General features: G+C 72.6%; 19 protein-coding genes. 9 read left to right on the top strand and 10 right to left on the bottom strand.

All coding sequences use genetic code 11. From position 1 onward, the window contains the following. Nucleotides 1-135 precede the first annotated feature (135 nt). The gene (locus AB0H71_RS15900) at nt 136-1,395 is read right to left on the bottom strand and encodes a LuxR C-terminal-related transcriptional regulator (protein WP_357020629.1); all 1,260 of its coding nucleotides are present in this window, start codon (nt 1,393-1,395) and stop codon (nt 136-138) included. A 147-nt stretch (nt 1,396-1,542) separates the two neighbouring features. Between AB0H71_RS15900 and AB0H71_RS15895 the strand changes: the two genes are divergently transcribed. The 3 genes from AB0H71_RS15895 to AB0H71_RS15885 all read left to right on the top strand — a co-directional run bounded on the left by AB0H71_RS15895 (nt 1,543) and on the right by AB0H71_RS15885 (nt 4,043). After that, the gene (locus AB0H71_RS15895) at nt 1,543-2,628 is read left to right on the top strand and encodes an S-(hydroxymethyl)mycothiol dehydrogenase (RefSeq protein WP_357020626.1); all 1,086 of its coding nucleotides are present in this window, start codon (nt 1,543-1,545) and stop codon (nt 2,626-2,628) included. After that, entirely contained in the window at nt 2,625-3,257 is a 633-nt protein-coding gene (locus tag AB0H71_RS15890) for an MBL fold metallo-hydrolase (RefSeq protein WP_357020623.1), read from the top strand. Before AB0H71_RS15895 ends, AB0H71_RS15890 begins: the two co-directional genes overlap by 4 nt. Before the next feature lie 78 nt (nt 3,258-3,335). Continuing rightward, nucleotides 3,336-4,043: a response regulator transcription factor gene (locus tag AB0H71_RS15885; RefSeq protein ID WP_357020620.1), complete on the top strand. Its 708-nt coding sequence runs from the start codon at nt 3,336-3,338 to the stop codon at nt 4,041-4,043. Nucleotides 4,044-4,082: 39 nt separating this feature from the next. Here AB0H71_RS15885 and AB0H71_RS15880 read toward each other — a convergent pair whose 3' ends face one another. The 5 genes from AB0H71_RS15880 to AB0H71_RS15860 all read right to left on the bottom strand — a co-directional run bounded on the left by AB0H71_RS15880 (nt 4,083) and on the right by AB0H71_RS15860 (nt 7,436). After that, nucleotides 4,083-4,742: an MspA family porin gene (locus AB0H71_RS15880; protein WP_357020617.1), complete on the bottom strand. Its 660-nt coding sequence runs from the start codon at nt 4,740-4,742 to the stop codon at nt 4,083-4,085. 58 nt (nt 4,743-4,800) lie between these two features. Further along, nucleotides 4,801-5,463, bottom strand: coding sequence for an MspA family porin (locus AB0H71_RS15875; RefSeq protein ID WP_357020615.1), 663 nt, complete (start codon nt 5,461-5,463; stop codon nt 4,801-4,803). Between the two features lie 237 nt (nt 5,464-5,700). Beyond that, on the bottom strand, nt 5,701-6,369 hold the full coding sequence (locus AB0H71_RS15870) for an MspA family porin (RefSeq protein ID WP_357020614.1): 669 nt from the start codon (nt 6,367-6,369) through the stop codon (nt 5,701-5,703). Nucleotides 6,370-6,419: 50 nt separating this feature from the next. Beyond that, nucleotides 6,420-7,082, bottom strand: a complete 663-nt coding sequence (locus tag AB0H71_RS15865) for an MspA family porin (protein WP_357020612.1) — start codon at nt 7,080-7,082, stop codon at nt 6,420-6,422. A gap of 129 nt (nt 7,083-7,211) precedes the next feature. Further along, nucleotides 7,212-7,436 (bottom strand): hypothetical protein, encoded by a 225-nt coding sequence (locus AB0H71_RS15860; protein WP_357020610.1) that lies wholly within the window; start codon nt 7,434-7,436, stop codon nt 7,212-7,214. Between the two features lie 210 nt (nt 7,437-7,646). On the opposite strand from AB0H71_RS15860, the gene AB0H71_RS15855 reads away from it, so the two are divergent. From AB0H71_RS15855 to AB0H71_RS15840, 4 genes are read left to right on the top strand one after another with little or no spacing between them, the layout of a single operon-like run. Next, on the top strand, nt 7,647-8,153 hold the full coding sequence (locus AB0H71_RS15855) for a MarR family transcriptional regulator (protein ID WP_357020606.1): 507 nt from the start codon (nt 7,647-7,649) through the stop codon (nt 8,151-8,153). Beyond that, complete coding sequence (locus AB0H71_RS15850) at nt 8,150-9,709, top strand: MDR family MFS transporter (RefSeq protein WP_357020603.1); 1,560 nt, start codon at nt 8,150-8,152, stop codon at nt 9,707-9,709. The genes AB0H71_RS15855 and AB0H71_RS15850 overlap by 4 nt, the downstream gene beginning before the upstream one ends. 40 nt (nt 9,710-9,749) lie before the next feature. Further along, nucleotides 9,750-11,090 carry an aldehyde dehydrogenase family protein gene (locus tag AB0H71_RS15845; protein ID WP_357020600.1) on the top strand — a complete coding sequence of 447 codons (1,341 nt, stop codon included), beginning with the start codon at nt 9,750-9,752 and terminating at the stop codon, nt 11,088-11,090. Between the two features lie 21 nt (nt 11,091-11,111). After that, nucleotides 11,112-11,948 carry an NAD-dependent protein deacetylase gene (locus tag AB0H71_RS15840; RefSeq protein ID WP_357020598.1) on the top strand — a complete coding sequence of 279 codons (837 nt, stop codon included), beginning with the start codon at nt 11,112-11,114 and terminating at the stop codon, nt 11,946-11,948. Here the strand turns inward: AB0H71_RS15840 and AB0H71_RS15835 are convergent. Beyond that, a complete protein-coding gene (locus tag AB0H71_RS15835) occupies nt 11,945-12,679 on the bottom strand; it encodes a GNAT family N-acetyltransferase (RefSeq protein WP_357020595.1) in 735 nt (244 codons plus the stop codon). The genes AB0H71_RS15840 and AB0H71_RS15835 overlap by 4 nt on opposite strands. Then, the gene (locus AB0H71_RS15830) at nt 12,676-13,995 is read right to left on the bottom strand and encodes a hypothetical protein (RefSeq protein WP_357020592.1); all 1,320 of its coding nucleotides are present in this window, start codon (nt 13,993-13,995) and stop codon (nt 12,676-12,678) included. Before AB0H71_RS15830 ends, AB0H71_RS15835 begins: the two co-directional genes overlap by 4 nt. 136 nt (nt 13,996-14,131) lie before the next feature. Between AB0H71_RS15830 and AB0H71_RS15825 the strand changes: the two genes are divergently transcribed. Together AB0H71_RS15825 and AB0H71_RS15820 are read left to right on the top strand one after the other, a co-directional pair. Continuing rightward, nucleotides 14,132-14,335, top strand: coding sequence for a hypothetical protein (locus AB0H71_RS15825; protein WP_357020589.1), 204 nt, complete (start codon nt 14,132-14,134; stop codon nt 14,333-14,335). Then, nucleotides 14,332-14,751, top strand: a complete 420-nt coding sequence (locus AB0H71_RS15820) for a hypothetical protein (protein ID WP_357020587.1) — start codon at nt 14,332-14,334, stop codon at nt 14,749-14,751. Before AB0H71_RS15825 ends, AB0H71_RS15820 begins: the two co-directional genes overlap by 4 nt. Nucleotides 14,752-14,755: 4 nt before the next feature. On the opposite strand, the gene AB0H71_RS15815 is transcribed toward AB0H71_RS15820, so the two are convergent. Both AB0H71_RS15815 and AB0H71_RS15810 read right to left on the bottom strand, forming a co-directional pair. Then, nucleotides 14,756-15,595, bottom strand: coding sequence for a DUF72 domain-containing protein (locus tag AB0H71_RS15815; protein ID WP_357020584.1), 840 nt, complete (start codon nt 15,593-15,595; stop codon nt 14,756-14,758). 30 nt (nt 15,596-15,625) lie between these two features. Further along, nucleotides 15,626-15,907 carry a hypothetical protein gene (locus tag AB0H71_RS15810; RefSeq protein ID WP_357020581.1) on the bottom strand — a complete coding sequence of 94 codons (282 nt, stop codon included), beginning with the start codon at nt 15,905-15,907 and terminating at the stop codon, nt 15,626-15,628. Nucleotides 15,908-16,005: the final 98 nt, after the last annotated feature.

Below are 16,005 nucleotides of genomic sequence, written 5' to 3'. Positions count from 1 at the left end.
CGGCGCCGAGCGTATCGCCACCGCGCGGCGGCGCCGGAGACGGTGGCGGGATATGTCAATCCCGACCGGCGCTGCGCGGCAGCGGGTCTGCCCACCGGAACGCCGAAACCGCCTCCGGCAGAGCGAAACCCGTGCTCAGGGCTCGCCGGGAAGCAGCCCGGCGCGGACGCCGAGCGCGGCGGCCTCACCCCGGGTGGCGACCGCCAGCTTCTTCAGCACCCCGGTGACGTGGAACTTGACGGTGCTCTCCGCGACCCCGAGCTCGGCGGCGATGGCGCGGTTGCGCCTGCCCGCGGCGAGCAGCCCGAGCACCTCGCGCTCGCGCCGGTTCAGCCGGTCGAGCGCGCCGCGCTCCCGGCGCGCCGCGGGCGCGGCGAGCGGCAGCCGCAGCGCCACCCTGCTGCCCCAGCCGGGCAGCGCCTCGATCTCCAGCGCGGCGCGCAGCGTGCGGACCCGGCCCTCGAGGGTGCGGCGCAGGGCGTCGGCGTCGAGTGCACCGGACTCCTGATCGCGCACATCGATGAGCAGCGCGGCGTCGGCGTGCTCCCAGCCGACCCGGAGCCGGCGCAGCCCCGGCTGGGCCGCGAAGGCGAGCACGACGGCGGTGGTCATGGCCCGCGCCCCCACCGCGATCTCGCCGGGCAGCGGGGCACCGGCGCCCGGGGCGGCGAAGAGCACCTCGGTGTCCCTGAGCACCGGGGCGAGCTCGGCGCGCAGCCGGTCGAAGGCGGCGGCGGGTGGCTCCTCGGCCAGCGCGCGCTCGGTGGCCCGGCCCGCGCGGGCGGCGAGCAGTGCGGCGGAGGCGGTCTCGGTCGCGGCCGCCCTGGCCTGGCGGTCGTCCAGGCCGGTGGCGCGCAGGGTGGCGAGGACCGCGGTCAGCGTCGCCTCGTGCGCGGCGGTGAGTTCGGCGACCGCGCGGGCGCGTTCGGCGGAGGCCGCGCGGGCCTCGGTCAGGTACTCCGGGCTGGCCTGCGCCACCTGCTGCCGGATCGAGGTGGCGACGATGCCGAACCGCGCGGCGAGTTCGGCGGCGTGGCGAACGGGCCGCGCCGGTTCCCGCGGCACAAGGACGAGCAGCATGCCGGAGTGGTCGAGCACCGCCCAGACCCGGCGCGGCTGCTCCCCGAGCCGCGCGGTGAGCTCGGCGTGCTCACCCGGCGCGAGCGCCGACCGCACCGCCTCCAGCTCCCCGATCCCGACCCGATCGACCACCTCGGCGGCGCCCGCCACCTTGCGCGGCCGCCCGGTGCACTCCCTGGTGAAGATCACCAGCGCGTCGTGCGGCCAGCGCTCGGCCAGGTACCGGGAGCAGCGGCCGGCGATCTCGGCCAGCGGGCCGTCGATCACCGTGCGCAGGGCGCGCAGGTCAGCGGGGGATGCGGCGAGTTCGGCCATCGCGGCCGAGTCTAGGCGACCTGGCCGAAAGGCGAGGTTTTCCTGTCCGTCCGGCCAGGACACCACCGGCCCCGGCACCGATACGGTCGAGGTAGCCATGCGGGTACACGCATGCGTCCATACCGTCGTCGGAAGGGATGAACAGCCATGCCACAGCAGGTTCGCGGGGTGGTCGCACGGAGCAAGGGGGCGCCGGTGGAGCTCACCGAGATCGTGATCCCCGACCCGGGCCCGGGCGAGGTGGTGGTGAAGATCGCCGCCTGCGGCGTCTGCCACACCGACCTGCACTATCGCGAGGGCGGGATCAACGACGAGTTCCCGTTCCTGCTCGGCCACGAGGCCGCGGGCACGGTGGAGAGCATCGGCGCCGGGGTCGACACCGTCGAGGTCGGCGACTTCGTCATCCTGAACTGGCGCGCGGTCTGCGGTCGCTGCCGGGCCTGCAAGCGCGGCCGCCCGCAGTACTGCTTCGACACCTTCAACGCCACCCAGAAGATGACGCTGACCGACGGCACCGAGCTCACCCCGGCGCTCGGCATCGGCGCCTTCGTGGAGAAGACGCTGGTGCACGCGGGCCAGTGCACCAAGGTCGACCCGGAGGCCGACCCGGCGGTGGTCGGGCTGCTCGGCTGCGGCGTGATGGCCGGGATCGGCGCCGCGGTGAACACCGGCGGCGTGAGCCGGGGCGATTCGGTCGCGGTGATCGGCTGCGGCGGCGTCGGCGACGCGGCCATCGCGGGCGCCAGGCTGGTCGGCGCCACACCGATCATCGCCGTCGACATGGACGACACCAAGCTGGAGTGGGCGAGGGAGCTCGGCGCCACGCACACCGTGAACGCGCGGGAGACCGACGTGGTCGCGGCCGTCCAGGAGCTCACCGGCGGCTTCGGCGCCGACGTGGTGATCGAGGCGGTCGGCCGCCCGGAAACCTACGAGCAGGCGTTCTACGCCCGCGACCTGGCGGGCACCGTGGTGCTGGTCGGGGTGCCGACCCCGGACATGCGGCTGGAGATGCCGCTCATCGACTTCTTCTCCCGCGGCGGCGCGCTCAAGTCGTCCTGGTACGGCGACTGCCTGCCGGAGCGCGACTTCCCCATGCTGGTGGAGCTGTACCGGCAGGGCAGGCTGCCGCTGGAGAAGTTCGTCACCGAGCGGATCGGGCTGGACCAGGTGGAGCAGGCCTTCCACACCATGCACGGCGGCAAGGTGCTGCGCTCGGTGGTGGTGCTGTGAGCGGCGCGCTGCGGATCGATCGGGTGGTGACCTCCGGCGTCTTCACCCTGGACGGCGGCAGCTGGGACGTGGACAACAATGTCTGGCTGGTCGGCGACGACGACGAGGTGCTGATCGTCGACGCCGCGCACGACGCGGGCCGGATCGCCGACGCGGTCGGTAACCGCCGGGTGCTCGGCGTGGTCTGCACGCACGGCCACAACGACCACGTCACCGCCGCGCCCGAGCTCGCCGCCCGGCTGGATGCCCCGATCCTGCTGCACCCCGGCGACGAGCCGCTCTGGCGGATGACCCACCCCGACGCCGCCTACCAGCCGCTCGCCGACGACCAGCGGCTCCCGGTGGCCGGCACCGACCTCCGGGTGATCAGCACTCCCGGCCACTCCCCCGGCTCGGTCGTCCTCTACCTGCCGGAGGCCGGGGTGCTCTTCTCCGGCGACACCCTCTTCGCCGGCGGCCCCGGCGCCACCGGCCGCTCCTTCTCCGACTTCCCGACCATCATCGGGTCGATCCGGGAGCGCGTCCTCACGCTCCCGGCGGAGACGACGGTGCACACCGGCCACGGCGACGGCACCACCGTCGGCGCCGAGGCGCCGCACCTCGAGGAGTGGATCGCGCGCGGGCACTGAGCGGGCCGCGGCGCACGGTACCCGCTAACTTATAGCCAGCGGGTACCAGCGAACCTCCGGCAGCACGAGGAAGAGGCGATGAGCACGCAGCTGATGATCGTGGAGGACGACAATCGGGTGCGTGCCGCGCTGCGGCTCGCCATGGAGGGGGAAGGGTACGAGGTGGCCGAGGCCGCGGCCGCCGAGTCCGCGCTGCGCCAGCTGCGCGAACGGGGGGCGCCAGACGTGATGATCATCGACCTGATGTCCGGCGGGATGGACGGCTTCACCTGCATCCGGGAGATCCGCCGCGACCACGACGTCCCGATCATCGTGGTGAGCGCCAGGGACGACACGCACGACGTGGTGGCCGCGCTGGAGGCGGGCGCCGACGATTTCGTGGCCAAGCCGTTCGAGGTCAGGGTGATCACCGCGCGCATGCGGGCGCTGCGCCGCAGGGCCGGGCTCACCGCGGCGCGGGACACCCCGCACGACATCCTGCTCGATGCCGATCCCGGGCACCGCCTCGTGCTCTCGCCGGAGCGCGGCACCGTCCGCCGCTGCGGCGCCGAGCTGCGCCTCACCCTCACCGAGTTCCGGCTGCTCTGCGAGCTGGCCACCGCGGGGCGGGTGCTGAGCCGGGCCGCGCTGCTGGAGCGGGTGTGGGACCGCGGCTTCTTCGGCGACGAGCGGATCGTGGACGTGCACCTGCGCAGGCTGCGCACCAAGATCGAGCGCGATCCCTCCGATCCGCGCATCGTGGTGACGGTGCGCGGCCTCGGCTACCGCCTCGATCCGCAGCGCTGACCGGACGGGGCCGGGCGCGCCCGGCCCCGTCCGCCGGAATCAGCCGATGCTGAAGGGCTGGCCCCACAGGGTGACGACCGACTGCACGTGATCGGTCTCCACCTTCACCCGCACGAACGCGCGCGCCTGCGCGTAGCCGCCGCAGCCGCTCAGCCCGATGGTGGAGTCGGCCCAGGTCACCGAGCCGGAGTTGCCCTTGAACGAGTTGTTGGTGGAGTGGTCCTCGCTGCCGTAGTCGTCCGGCTTTTCGATATCGAGGATGTAGAACGAGGTCGCCTGGCCGGGGCCGAGCGACAGGTTGCCACCGGACTCGGCGCCGAGCACCGGCACGTCGTCGTCCCAGTTGTAGCCGCCCGCGACAGCGCCCTCGACGCCGCCGCCGGAGATGTTCACCTGGCAGCCGACGACGTACCCCGGATAGATCTTGCCGCCGATGTCCTCCCCGCCGTCGACGCTGACCTGCGCGGAGCCCGAGACCCAGGCATTGCGGTGCGCCGGGGTGGAGCCCAGCGACGGGCTGATGGTGGCCGACTCGCCGACCAGGTTCACCGTCACCACGGTGCCGTCGGAGAGCGTCTTGCTGATGCTGCCGCCCGGCAGCGCGACGAAGGTGTCGGCGTTGGCCGCGCCGGCCGAGAACAGGCCGACCGCGACCGTGGCGGCGGCACCGATGCCGGCCAGCTTCTTGCTGTTCCTCATGCGATACCCCTCGTGGTGTGAAATCGCCTCAGCGAGTGATTGATTCGACCGAACCGGATCAGCCGATGCTGAACGGCATGCCATAGAGGGAGGTCTTCGAGTAGTTGTCGCCGATGATCTCGACCACGGTGTAGGCGCGGGCCTGCGCGTAGCCGGCGCAGCCCTGGATCTCGATCTCCACATCCTGGTACTCCACCGAGTAGACACCCGGCTCGGTGATGTCCTTGATCTCGATCTGCACGAACTTCACCTCGCCCGGGCCGAGGTCGAGTCCGATGGAGCCGCCGACGGTGCCCTCCGTCAGGTCGATGGCACCGGCGAGCCCGAGCCCGATGGCGTCGTCGGCGATCGAGACCTGGCAACCGACGATGTAGCCGGTATTCAACTGCGAGGCACCGTGGGTGGACGAATTGTTACTGCCCGGCTCGTTCGCGGGGCCGTTGAACGGCCCGATCTCCCCCTCGGGGGTGGCGGTGACATCGGCGACGGCATTGCCGGAGACCCACACCACCCGGCCCGCCCCATTGGCCGCGAGCGACGGCGAGACGATGGCGTGCTCCCCGACCCGGGAGACGGTGACACCGGGGCCGAGCTTCTGGCCGTCCGGCAGCGGCACGAAGGTGTCGGCATTCGCGGCGCCGGTCGAGAGCAGACCGATGGCCACAGCGGCCACGGCGCCGGCACCGGCGACGCGCACACCTGCGGTGCGGTAGTTGGTCATATTTCCCCTCATCGATTCTTCGCACTGATCAGGCCCGCAAAGTGTGTTGGGTCACAGTGGCGCCGAGATGAATCATTGCCCGTTCGAATGTGAACGCTCAGGAACCGCAGGGTGAACGGGTCTTGACAAGTGCGGGAACAATCTTGACGATTCCATGACTATTCGTCCCAGCACCCATCCGTACGGACAGCGAGGGCCCGGCGCCTGCGCGCCGGGCCCTCGCTGTCGAGCGGTGGATCAGCCGATGCTGAACGGCTGGCCCCACAGGGTGACCACCGAGTGCACGGTGTCGGTCTCCACCTTCACCCGCACGAAGGCGCGCGCCTGCGCGTAGCCGCCGCAGCCGCTCAGCCCGATGGTGGAGTCGGCCCAGGTCACCGAGCCGCTATTGCCCTTGAACGAGTTGTTGGTGGAGTGATCCTCGTTGCCGTAGTCGTCCGGCTTCTCGACGTCGAGGATGTAGAACGACTCGGCCTGGCCGGGGCCGAGCGAGAGCTCGCCGCCGGACTCGGCGCCGACGGTGCCCTCGCCGCTCTCCCACTCCACGCCGCCGGAGACGCCGCCCTCGACACCGCCGCCGGCGATATTGACCTGGCAGCCGACGACGTAACCCGGGTAGATCTTGCCGCCGACATCCTCGCCGCCGGCGATCGAGACCTGCGCGGAGCCGGAGACCCACGCATTGCGGTGCACCGGCGTGGAGCCGAGCGACGGGCTGATGGTGGCCGACTCGCCGACCAGGTTCACCGTCACCACGGTGCCGTCGGAGAGCGTCTTGGTGATGCTGCCGCCGGGCAGCGCGACGAAGGTGTCGGCGTGCGCGGCGCCGGCCGAGAAGAGGCCGATCGCCATGGTCGCGGCGGCGCCTGCCCCGGCGACCCGCGCGAGATTCCTACGGATGGTCATGTGTTTTCGCTACCCCTCCGGGTTGACTGAGTGATTCGACGCGGCCCGGGTCAGCCGATGCTGAACGGCTGGCCGTAGAGGGTGGTCTTCGAGTAGTCGTCGCCGATGATCTCGACCACGGTGTAGGCCCGGGCCTGCGCGAATCCGGCGCACCCCTGGATCTGGATCTCCACGTCCTGGTACTCCACCGAGTAGGTACCGGGCTTGGTGATGTCCTTGATCTCGATGTCGACGAACTTCACCTCGCCGGGGCCGAGGTCGAGGCCGAAGGAGCCGCCGAGCCCGCCCTCCGAGAGATCGACGCTGCCGGAGAGCCCGAGCCCGATGGCGTCGTCGGCGATGGAGACCTGGCAGCCGACGATGTAGCCGGTGTTCAGCTGCGAGGCGCCGTGGGTGGACGAGTTGTTGCTGCCCGGATCGCCGGTCGGGCCGTTGAACGGGCCGACCTCGCCCTCCGGAGTGGCGGTGACGTGGGCGACGGCGTTGCCGGAGACCCAGACGACCCGGCCCGCGCCATTGGCGGCGAGCGAGGGCGAGACGATGGCGTGTTCGCCGGTGCGGGTGACGGTGACGCCGGGGCCGAGCTTCTGGCCGTCCGGCAGCGGCACGAAGGTGTCGGCATGCGCGGCGCCGGTCGAGAGCAGCCCCATGGCCACGGCGGCCGCGGCGCCGGCGCCGGCGACGCGCACGCCGATGGTGCGGTAGTTGGTCATACTTCCCCTCATCGAAATTGCTTCGCACAGTTCGGGCCAGGAAAGTTTGTTTTGTCCGGTTTGCCGACACGTGAATCGCCGAGCGCCCACCCGGTGAACGCTCGGCTACGACGATGTGACCAGCGCGGTCTAGTGCCGCTCCGTCCCGACCGCCTCGGGGAACCGCGCCGCGAGTGCGGCCAGGCAGCGGCGGATTTCGTCCAGGTCCCGCGCCAGCCGCCGCGACTCCGTGGTCGAGCGGGGCGTGCCGCGGCGGGTGAGATCCGCGTCGAGTACCCGGGTGAGCTCGTCGGCTTCGTGCCGGAGCAGGGCGTACAGCAACCGCGCCTGCTCGCGATCGGATTCGTCGGGCATCGGCGGCCGCTCAGCGGCGACAGGAAGCGAAAACGGCCATAACCCATAGTTGGTCACGTCCACCACCGCGTCAACGTGAACACTCCGCGACGGTGCAAAACGGATCTATCGGACAACACTCACGAACCGGCATGTCCGAGAATCCCGTTTCCGCTCGACGCGCTCCGGCCCTATAGTTGGCCGAAGCAACTAGTTGAGGTGGTCAAGTACATGTCTCCTGCCGACTCCGGCGCGCCGAGCGATGCCGAACTCGCGGCGGCCGACCGGCTCGGGGTGCAGCTGGTGCGGTTCGCCCGCGCGCTGAACCGGGTGCGGCACCGCTCCGCCGCCGACGACGCCAGGCACCTGGACAAGCTCGCCTACGCCATGCTCTTCCGGCTGGTCGAGCACGGCCCGCAGCGGACCGGGCGGCTGGCCGAGCTGCTGTACGCGGAGATCTCGCTGGTCAGCAGGCAGACCAGGGCGCTGGTGCAGCTCGGGCTGATCGAGCGCCGCGCCGACCCGGACGACGGCAGAGCCAGCGTGCTCGCCGCCACCGAGGACGGGGTGCGGGTCTTCGAGCAGGCCAGGCAGCGGCGCAGCGAGTGGCTGGCCGGGCTGGTGACGGGGTGGTCGGCCGCCGAGGTCGGGCAGCTCACCGTGCTGCTGGACCGGCTGAACGACGGCATCGAAGCGGATCCGAAGGACTCCGAGCCCGGCCCGGCGGAGCGCGGGTGACCGGCACCGTCACCCCCGCGCCCACGCGGCTCGGGCACCGGCAGATCCTCACCGTGCTCTCCGGGCTGCTGCTCGGGCTCTTCCTCGCCGCGCTGGACCAGAACATCGTCAGCGTGGCGATCGTGCCCATCGCCAACAGCCTCAACGGCTTCGACCAGCAGGCCTGGGCCACCACCGCCTACCTGATCACCGCGACCATCAGCACCCCGCTCTACGGCAAGCTCGCCGATATCTACGGCCGCAGACCGCTCTACCTGCTCGCCATCGGGATCTTCGTGCTCGGCTCGGCGGCCTGCGCCTGCGCCACCACCATGCACCAGCTCGCCGCCTTCCGCGCCTTCCAGGGGCTCGGCGCGGGCGGGCTGATGTCGCTGGCCTTCACCATCATCGCCGATATCGTGCCCGCCAGGGAGCGGGTGCGGTACCAGGGCTACAACACCTCGGTCTTCGGCATCGCCACCGTGCTCGGCCCGGTGCTCGGCGGCTTCTTCGCGGCCAACGACACGCTGCTCGGGCTCACCGGCTGGCGCTGGGTCTTCCTGGTGAACGTGCCGATCGGCCTGGTGGCGCTGGTCGTGGTGTCCCGGGTGCTCCGCACCCCGCACCGCCCGCAGCGGCACCGGATCGACTGGTTCGGCGCGGTCGCGCTCGCCATCGCGGTGGTGCCGCTGCTGCTCGTCGCCGAGCAGGGCCGGAGCTGGGGCTGGAGCTCGCCGCGGGCGCTGCTCTGCTACGGCGTCGGGGTCGCGGGCACCGCGCTCTTCATCCTGGTCGAGCGGCGGATGCGGGATGCCGCGCTGATCCCGCTGCGGCTCTTCCGGAACCGCACCTTCAGCGCGGGGATCGCGGGCGGGTTGCTGATCGGCATCGCCATGTTCGGCGGGCTCGCCATGCTGCCGCAGTACCTCCAGGTGGTGCAGGGGCTCTCGCCGACGAAGGCCGGGCTCATGATGCTGCCGATGGTCATCGGCATCACGCTCGGCTCCCAGGTTGCCGGGCGGGTCACCCGGGTGACCGGGCGCTACAAGGTGTTTCCCGTCGTCGGCAGCGTGCTGGTCGGGATCGGCGGGCTGTGCTTCGCCCAGCTGTCCTACGACAGCCCGCTCTGGTTCCCGCTCGCCGTCGGCGCGCTGGTCGGGGTCGGGCTCGGCACCAGCCTGCAGACGCTCATCATCGCCATCCAGAACGCCGCGCCGCGCGCCGACATGGGCGCCTCCACCGCCGCGGCCACCTTCTTCCGGCAGATCGGCGGCACGCTCGGCGTCGCGGTCTTCCTGACCGTGCTCTTCAGCCTGCTGCCCGCCCGGATCCTCGCGGCGGCGGGCGGTGCGCTGCCCGCCGGAACCGATCCGGCGCTGCTCGACGTACTGCGCAGCGACACCTCCGGCATCGCCGCGCTGCCCGAGGCGGTGCGCACACCGGTGCTCATCGGCTTCACCGAGGCCATGCACCCGGTGTTCTACACCGCCGCCGCCGTGGCCTTCCTGGCCGCGCTGGTGCTGCTCCTCCTCGATGAGATCCCGCTCCGCGAGCCGGAGCCGGTGGAACCGCTCTGACCTGAAGGTTTTCCCGCGCGGGGTCGGGTACATCGGCGCCATGACCGACACCGAACCGCGCACCCGCACGAACGGAACCGGGACCGCCGCCACCGAGCGGGAGATCGCGGACGCCCTGCGCACCGCCCGCGCGGCCCAGCCCGGCTGGGCCGCGACCCCGGCGGCCGAGCGCGGCGCCGCGCTGCACGCCGCCGCGGCCACGCTGCGCGCGCACGCCGACGAGCTCGCCACCACCCTGGAGCGGGAGACCGGCCGCCCCGCGGCCTCCGGCGCGGAGGGCGTCGAGGCGGGCGCGGGCACCCTGGTGCAGTACGCCGAGCTCGGCCCGGTGCACCGCGGCCGGACCCTGCGCGGCGGCGCGGAGGCCACCGACTTCATGGTCCCCGAGCCGCGCGGCGTTGTCGCCGCGCTCACCCCGTGGAACGACCCGGTGGCGATCGCCTGCGGGCTGCTCGGCGCCGCGCTGGTCACCGGGAACACGGTGCTGCACAAGCCGAGCGAGCGCTGCCCGCGCACCGGCGCGCTGCTCGGCGGGCTGCTCGCCAGGCACCTCCCGGACGGCGTGCTGCACACGCTCGGCGGCGCGGGCGAGGTCGGCGCCGCGCTGGCCGCCGCGCCGGGGGTGGACGTGGTCGCGCACGTCGGCGGCACCGCCACCGGACGCTCGATCGCGGCGGCCGCGGCCCGCACCGGGGCCAAGGTGCTGCTGGAGAACGGCGGCAACGACCCGCTGCTGGTCGACGCCGACGTGGATCCGGTGTGGGCGGCCGAGCAGGCCGCGCTCGGCGCCTTCGCCAATGCCGGGCAGATCTGCGTCTCGGTGGAGCGGATCTACGTGCACCGCGCCATTGCCGAGCCCTTCCTGACCGCGCTGGTCGCGGCGGCCGAGCGCTGGAACGCCGACCCGCAGCCGCTGGTCGACGCGGTGCAGCGGGACCACGTGCACGCGCAGGTCCGGGAGGCCGTCGCGGCGGGCGCCCGCGTGCTGATCGGCGGGGAGCCGGGCTCCGGTGCCCACTACCCGGCCACCGTGCTCGCGGACTGCGCGCCCGGCATGCGGGTGCTGCGCGAGGAGACCTTCGGGCCGGTCGCGCCGGTGCGCGTGGTGCCGGACTTCCAAACCGGGCTGGCCGAGGCCGCCGACGACGAGCACGGCCTGGCCGCCACCGTGCTCACTGCGAACATGGCGCACGCGCAGCGGGCCTGGCGCGCGCTGCCGGTGGGCACGGTCAAGATCAACGCGGTGTTCGGCGGGGCTCCCGGCGGCGCCGCCCAGCCGCGCGGCTGCTCCGGCACCGGGTTCGGCTACGGCCCCGAGCTGCTCGACGAATTCAGCACGGTCAAGGTGGTGCACCTGGCGAGCCCGCCCGAGCACCCCTGAACAGGTCGTACGCTGGACCTCGTGGCCGACCTCCTGGAGCTGACCGCCGTCGACGCCGTCGCCGAGCTGCTCGCCGGGCGCCGGGTGGCGGTGCTCACCGGCGCGGGCATCTCCACCGACAGCGGCATCCCGGACTACCGCGGCCCCGGCTCCCCGCCCCGCAACCCCATGACCTACCAGCAATTCGTCGGCGACCCGGAGTTCCGGCAGCGCTACTGGGCGCGCAACCACGTCGGCTGGCGCACCATGGACGGCTCCCGCCCGAACCCCGGCCACCGCGCGCTGGCCCGGCTGGAGCGGGCGGGCGTCGTCACCGGGCTGATCACGCAGAACGTCGACCTACTGCACACCAAGGCCGGGCACCGCGGCGTGATCGACCTGCACGGCACCTACGCCAGGGTGCGCTGCCTCGGCTGCGAGCGGCTGATCTCCCGGATGACGCTGGCCGACCGGCTGGAGGCGGCCAACCCCGGCTTCGCGGCCGCCGCCGCGGCCGACGGCCTCGAGATCGCGCCGGACGCCGACGCCGTGGTCGCACGCACCGACACCTTTCGCATGGTGGACTGCGCGCACTGCGGCGGCATGCTCAAGCCGGACATCGTCTACTTCGGCGAGAACGTCCCCAAGCCCCGGGTGGCCGCGGCCTTCGCGCTGGTGGACGCGGCGGACGCGGTGCTGGTCGCGGGGTCGTCGCTGACCGTCATGTCCGGGCTGCGCTTCGTCCGGCACGCGGCCAGGGGCGGTAAGCCGGTGGTGATCGTGAACCGCGGGGCCACCAGGGGGGACGAGTGCGCCACCCGCACCGTCGACGCGGGCTGCTCCCCCGTGCTCGACGCGCTCGCGGCGCGGTTGGGTTAGGACCGGCCGAGGTGGCGGTTCATGGCCATCGCGGCGTCGGCCGGCTCGGAGAGTTCCACGACCTCCCCCCTGACTGCTGTAGCTTCTCCACCCTCAGCCGGAGGCGGTCGCGGGTTCAATGCCTCGGGCGCGGTAGGCCACCTGTTCAATCGGCACGGACGGGAAGCGGCAGGATCAATACGTCGAAAGGTCGGGGCGTCGGGCCAGTCCGGGCGCAGCGTCCCGGCCTTCGACCACCCCCACCGCGCATAGCGCTCGTAGGCGCGGTCGTTCACCGGATCGACCAGCAGCGTTGCCCGCTGCTCCGCCCGCCCGTCCAGCAGCTCGTCGTGCAGGGCCCGCCCGATCCCGCGCCCGGCTTGCTCCTTCGCCACCATGATCTCGCTGAGCGCGAACGTGCGGCGGCCGTCCTCCCGCGTGAAGTCCGCGGGGTCACCGTCGTCCAGCTGCAACCCGCGCCACCACCCGGCACCGGCGCGCTCGTCCAGCGGCCAGCCCCAGGACTGCCCGACCGGCTCGGCCCCGTCGGTGGCGATCACCAGCGCGAACCCCGTCGCGGTCGAGCGGGCCGGGTCGGTGTAGGCGTCGAACCGCTCCATGAACGGGCCGGGCTGCTCGAAGGGGTTGCTGCTGGCGATGGCATCGGCGTAAGCGCGTTCGTAGACCCTGCGCACCACGGCGCGCTGCTCGCGCGCCCCCGCAGCGTCGTACCTGTGGAACCTGATGGTCACGCAGTGCTCCCGGTCGTCGTGAGGGCGTCGAATCGTGCGGCGAACTCCTCGCCGGAGGGCAGCGCGCGGGCGACGGCGCGCACCGGCGTGAGCACCTTCGCCGTGCGGGTCGAGGCCACCGACACCTCCAGCGCGGCGAGCACCGGCGCGGCTTCCTCGAGCGCGCCCCCGGTGTCGCCGATCGCGGCCCGGGTGGCGGCCAGCCAGGCCCGCGCGTTCACCGAGTTGCGGGGCTGCGCGGGCTCGGAACAGGCCACCTCGTAGAGCGCGAGCGCCTGCGCCGGGTTCCCGATGTCGTTGTGCGCCCGGGCTTCGTGGCTGCGGATCTCGGAGTGCGTGACGAATCGCAGCCACTGCGCGCACTCGTCGATCGGCTCGAAGTTCCAGGCGGCGTCCATTTCCCGCCACGCGGTCGCGGTGGCGCGGCCGAATCCGTCGGCGTCGCCGAGCAGCGCGCGCACCCCGGCCTCACGAGCGGCGATGAGCACGTGGATGCGCCCGGGCGGGCGGCCTCGCATGAGCGTGCGCGCCCGCCCGATCAGGGTCAGCGCGTAGGACAGCGAGCCCCGGCCGTCGCGGGACAGCCAGACCGCCTGCAGCGCGGCGCACAGGCACGCGTACGCGGTCAGGTCCGGATCGTCGCAGGCCGACGCCAGCGACAGTGCGTCGGCGTAGCAGCGGCGCGCCTGCCGGTGCTGCTCGGCGTCGAAGGCCAGCCACCCGGTCTGCACCGCGAGGTTGCCGGTGGCGGTCATGAACGCGCGGCCGGTGGCCTCGTCGTAGCTGCTGGTGCCGAGCAGATCGAGGGTGCGGTTCAAGGTGGCGACCGCGGCATCGACCAGCGCGGCGCCACCGACGCGCTGGTCGGCCGCTTCGAGTTCGTCGACTGCGGCGGTGAGCCGGTCCACGTCCTCGGCACCGAGCCTGGTGGCGGACGGCGCGCGGTCCCGGCTGGGCAGGCTCGCGGCGGCGAGCGCGGCGAACTTGCCGAAGTCGCGGCGTCGCACGGCGGCATCCTCCTCGGTCCCGGCCGGGTGGTGACCGGCGGTGGTTCCAGGATGCATCGGGCGGGCGGGGCGGTGCTGGGTGAGTGCGGCGGCGAAGCGCTGGAGCTGCTCGCCGGTGAGGGCGCTGAGCACGGTGTCGAGGTCCTCGGCCCGGTTCGCACGCACGCACCGGCCGTCGGCCACCCGCTCCCACTTGCGAATGGTCGGCACACCCCACCCGAGCCGCGCGGCGAACTGCTCCTGGGTGTCGCGGAGTGCCGCTGTCCGAAGGGCTCTCACCTCGGCGGCTCCCCACCTCTCGACGATCATGCGCTCCCCCTGTCAGCACCGGTCGTGCCGGAAGCGTATCGGCAGCGCATCCCCTCGCACCCTGGGTTCGCCCGTACCGGTCGAAGAGTCTGAGAACGCACCCGGCGCCGGGTGCTCGACGCAGCAGGGGAGGAAAATGGTGAGCCAGCCGGACGCCAGCGACAGAGCGCGCCGCCAGGGCCAGCACGACGAGACGCGCACGTACCGGTGCACCGAACCGCCTCCGGCACTGCAACGCTGGGACGCCGCGAGCGTGCTCACCCGGCACTCGGGCCACGACCCGGCCCGATGCCTGCCCTACGCCGCCGCACTCGCCCGCCTGTCCACGCCGCTGGAATGACCGCTGACCTGCCGCACTGGCGCGAGCTGACGAGGGTGTTCCGGACTCCGCTGCGCCAGCATGACTCCGCGCTGTTGAAGCGTGCCCGAATCCTGGCCTCGATACACCGGGTACGCGGGTGCTACCCGGACCGGGCCGCGGTCTTCGACGCCAGCCGAACCGCACTGCGCCAGCAGATCGCGGAATGGATCATCGAGCACACCGACGCACGGCCCGGCACCGCCGCCAAGTGCGCGACCGTCATCGACGACATGGCAGCCGCGCACATCACCGCCGAGCGGCTCCTGCAGACGAACCCACCACCCAGCGCCGAACAACTGCACGCCGCGTGGTCCGACGTCGGCTACCTCGCCACGCACTGGGCCGACCTGGTCGCCGAGGTGATCGACGGCCAACGACCGGTGCCGCGCCCGTGACCGCTCAGAACAGCGTCATCGTCTGCGCCGGTTTTGGCTCAGGCAACGGCTCCAGCTCGGGAATCAGCGCCCGCACCTCGGCATGGAATCGCCGAGCCAACCCGAGCGCGTCCCCATTGTCCGGCGTGTGCACGAACACCGTCGGCGAACGCCCCTCGGCCAGCCACCCGGCCACCGTCTCCAGCCAGGGCGCCCAGCCCGCAACCGTCGCCTCGGCATCGTCACGCCCGTGATACCGCACCACCGGATGCGGCCCGAGCGCGGGCGTGCGCCGCGGCAACCGCGGCTTCTTACCCCACGCCTCGCGCTCGGCCGGAGTACGCGGCGGCGCCGCGAAAAGCGTGGTGGTGTCGAAGGTGACCCACTCGGCGCCCGCCGCGTTCAGCACCCGCACCAGCCGCCGCGCCTGCTCGACCTCCTCGAAGAAGGCCGGGTGCCGCACCTCGACCGCGATACCGGGCCCGGCGGGCAGCGCGGGCAGGAAGGCCGCGAGCGCGCCGAGATCGTTCGGGCCGAAGGTGGGCGGCAGCTGCACCCAGAGCGCGTGCAGGCTCGGGCCGAGCGGCTCCATGGCGTCCAGGAAGGCGGCGAGCTCGGCCGCGCCGCCGCCGAGCCGGTGGTCGTGCGTGACCGGGCGCGGCAGCTTGGCGTAGAAGCGGAAGTCGGGTCCCACCTGCGCCGCCCAGGATTCCGCGGTACGCCGGGAGGGGGTGGCGTAGAAGGTGGTGTTGCCCTCGACGGCGGTGCAGTGCTCGGCGTAGCGGCGCAGCCGCTGCGCGGCGGGCGGCTGAGGCTCGAACCAGGACCCGTGCGACCACATCGCACACCCCACGTGGAGTCGCATCCCGCCACGCTAGCGCAGCGGGCTGCGCGCTCAGGAGATGAGCGTGTTCATGATGGTGCCCGCGCTGGTGGCCACCACCCCGCCGATCATGCCGCCCGCGATCATCTTCGGCGAGGTGAAGCTGGAGCCGTGCCACTTCTCCCAGGCGAACTTGCCGCCGGCCACCGTGATCCCGGCGACCCCGGAGAGGATGGAGAACCAGGTGACGTACCTGACCATCTGCAGGATCTCGCCGGAGAGCGGCGGCGCCTCCGGAGTCGGGTTGCCCACCTGAGCGAGCAGGAACATGTCGTGCGCCGTGCTGAAGACCATGTGGGGCTCCCCTGAGGATTCCGCAACCGTTGCGCAAACAGTGATCTCCTCGGATTATGCGCGGTCGAGCGGCACCGAGTCAACGATCGGCACACTCG

It is taken from the genome of Nocardia sp. NPDC050697 (assembly GCF_040654395.1).
GTDB lineage: Bacteria > Actinomycetota > Actinomycetes > Mycobacteriales > Mycobacteriaceae > Nocardia.
The sequence above is the reverse complement of the archived record's forward strand: the minus strand, read 5'-3'. Positions and strand labels throughout refer to the sequence as shown.

Coding starts and splice junctions, on each gene's coding strand:
- AB0H71_RS15900 (WP_357020629.1), bottom strand. CDS start 1,395: ATGGCCGAACTCGCCGCATCCCCCGCTGACCTGCGCGCCCTGCGCACG.
- AB0H71_RS15895 (WP_357020626.1), top strand. CDS start 1,543: ATGCCACAGCAGGTTCGCGGGGTGGTCGCACGGAGCAAGGGGGCGCCG.
- AB0H71_RS15885 (WP_357020620.1), top strand. CDS start 3,336: ATGAGCACGCAGCTGATGATCGTGGAGGACGACAATCGGGTGCGTGCC.
- AB0H71_RS15880 (WP_357020617.1), bottom strand. CDS start 4,742: ATGAGGAACAGCAAGAAGCTGGCCGGCATCGGTGCCGCCGCCACGGTC.
- AB0H71_RS15875 (WP_357020615.1), bottom strand. CDS start 5,463: ATGACCAACTACCGCACCGCAGGTGTGCGCGTCGCCGGTGCCGGCGCC.
- AB0H71_RS15870 (WP_357020614.1), bottom strand. CDS start 6,369: ATGACCATCCGTAGGAATCTCGCGCGGGTCGCCGGGGCAGGCGCCGCC.
- AB0H71_RS15865 (WP_357020612.1), bottom strand. CDS start 7,082: ATGACCAACTACCGCACCATCGGCGTGCGCGTCGCCGGCGCCGGCGCC.
- AB0H71_RS15860 (WP_357020610.1), bottom strand. CDS start 7,436: ATGCCCGACGAATCCGATCGCGAGCAGGCGCGGTTGCTGTACGCCCTG.
- AB0H71_RS15855 (WP_357020606.1), top strand. CDS start 7,647: ATGTCTCCTGCCGACTCCGGCGCGCCGAGCGATGCCGAACTCGCGGCG.
- AB0H71_RS15845 (WP_357020600.1), top strand. CDS start 9,750: ATGACCGACACCGAACCGCGCACCCGCACGAACGGAACCGGGACCGCC.
- AB0H71_RS15830 (WP_357020592.1), bottom strand. CDS start 13,995: ATGATCGTCGAGAGGTGGGGAGCCGCCGAGGTGAGAGCCCTTCGGACA.
- AB0H71_RS15825 (WP_357020589.1), top strand. CDS start 14,132: ATGGTGAGCCAGCCGGACGCCAGCGACAGAGCGCGCCGCCAGGGCCAG.
- AB0H71_RS15820 (WP_357020587.1), top strand. CDS start 14,332: ATGACCGCTGACCTGCCGCACTGGCGCGAGCTGACGAGGGTGTTCCGG.
- AB0H71_RS15815 (WP_357020584.1), bottom strand. CDS start 15,595: ATGCGACTCCACGTGGGGTGTGCGATGTGGTCGCACGGGTCCTGGTTC.
- AB0H71_RS15810 (WP_357020581.1), bottom strand. CDS start 15,907: ATGGTCTTCAGCACGGCGCACGACATGTTCCTGCTCGCTCAGGTGGGC.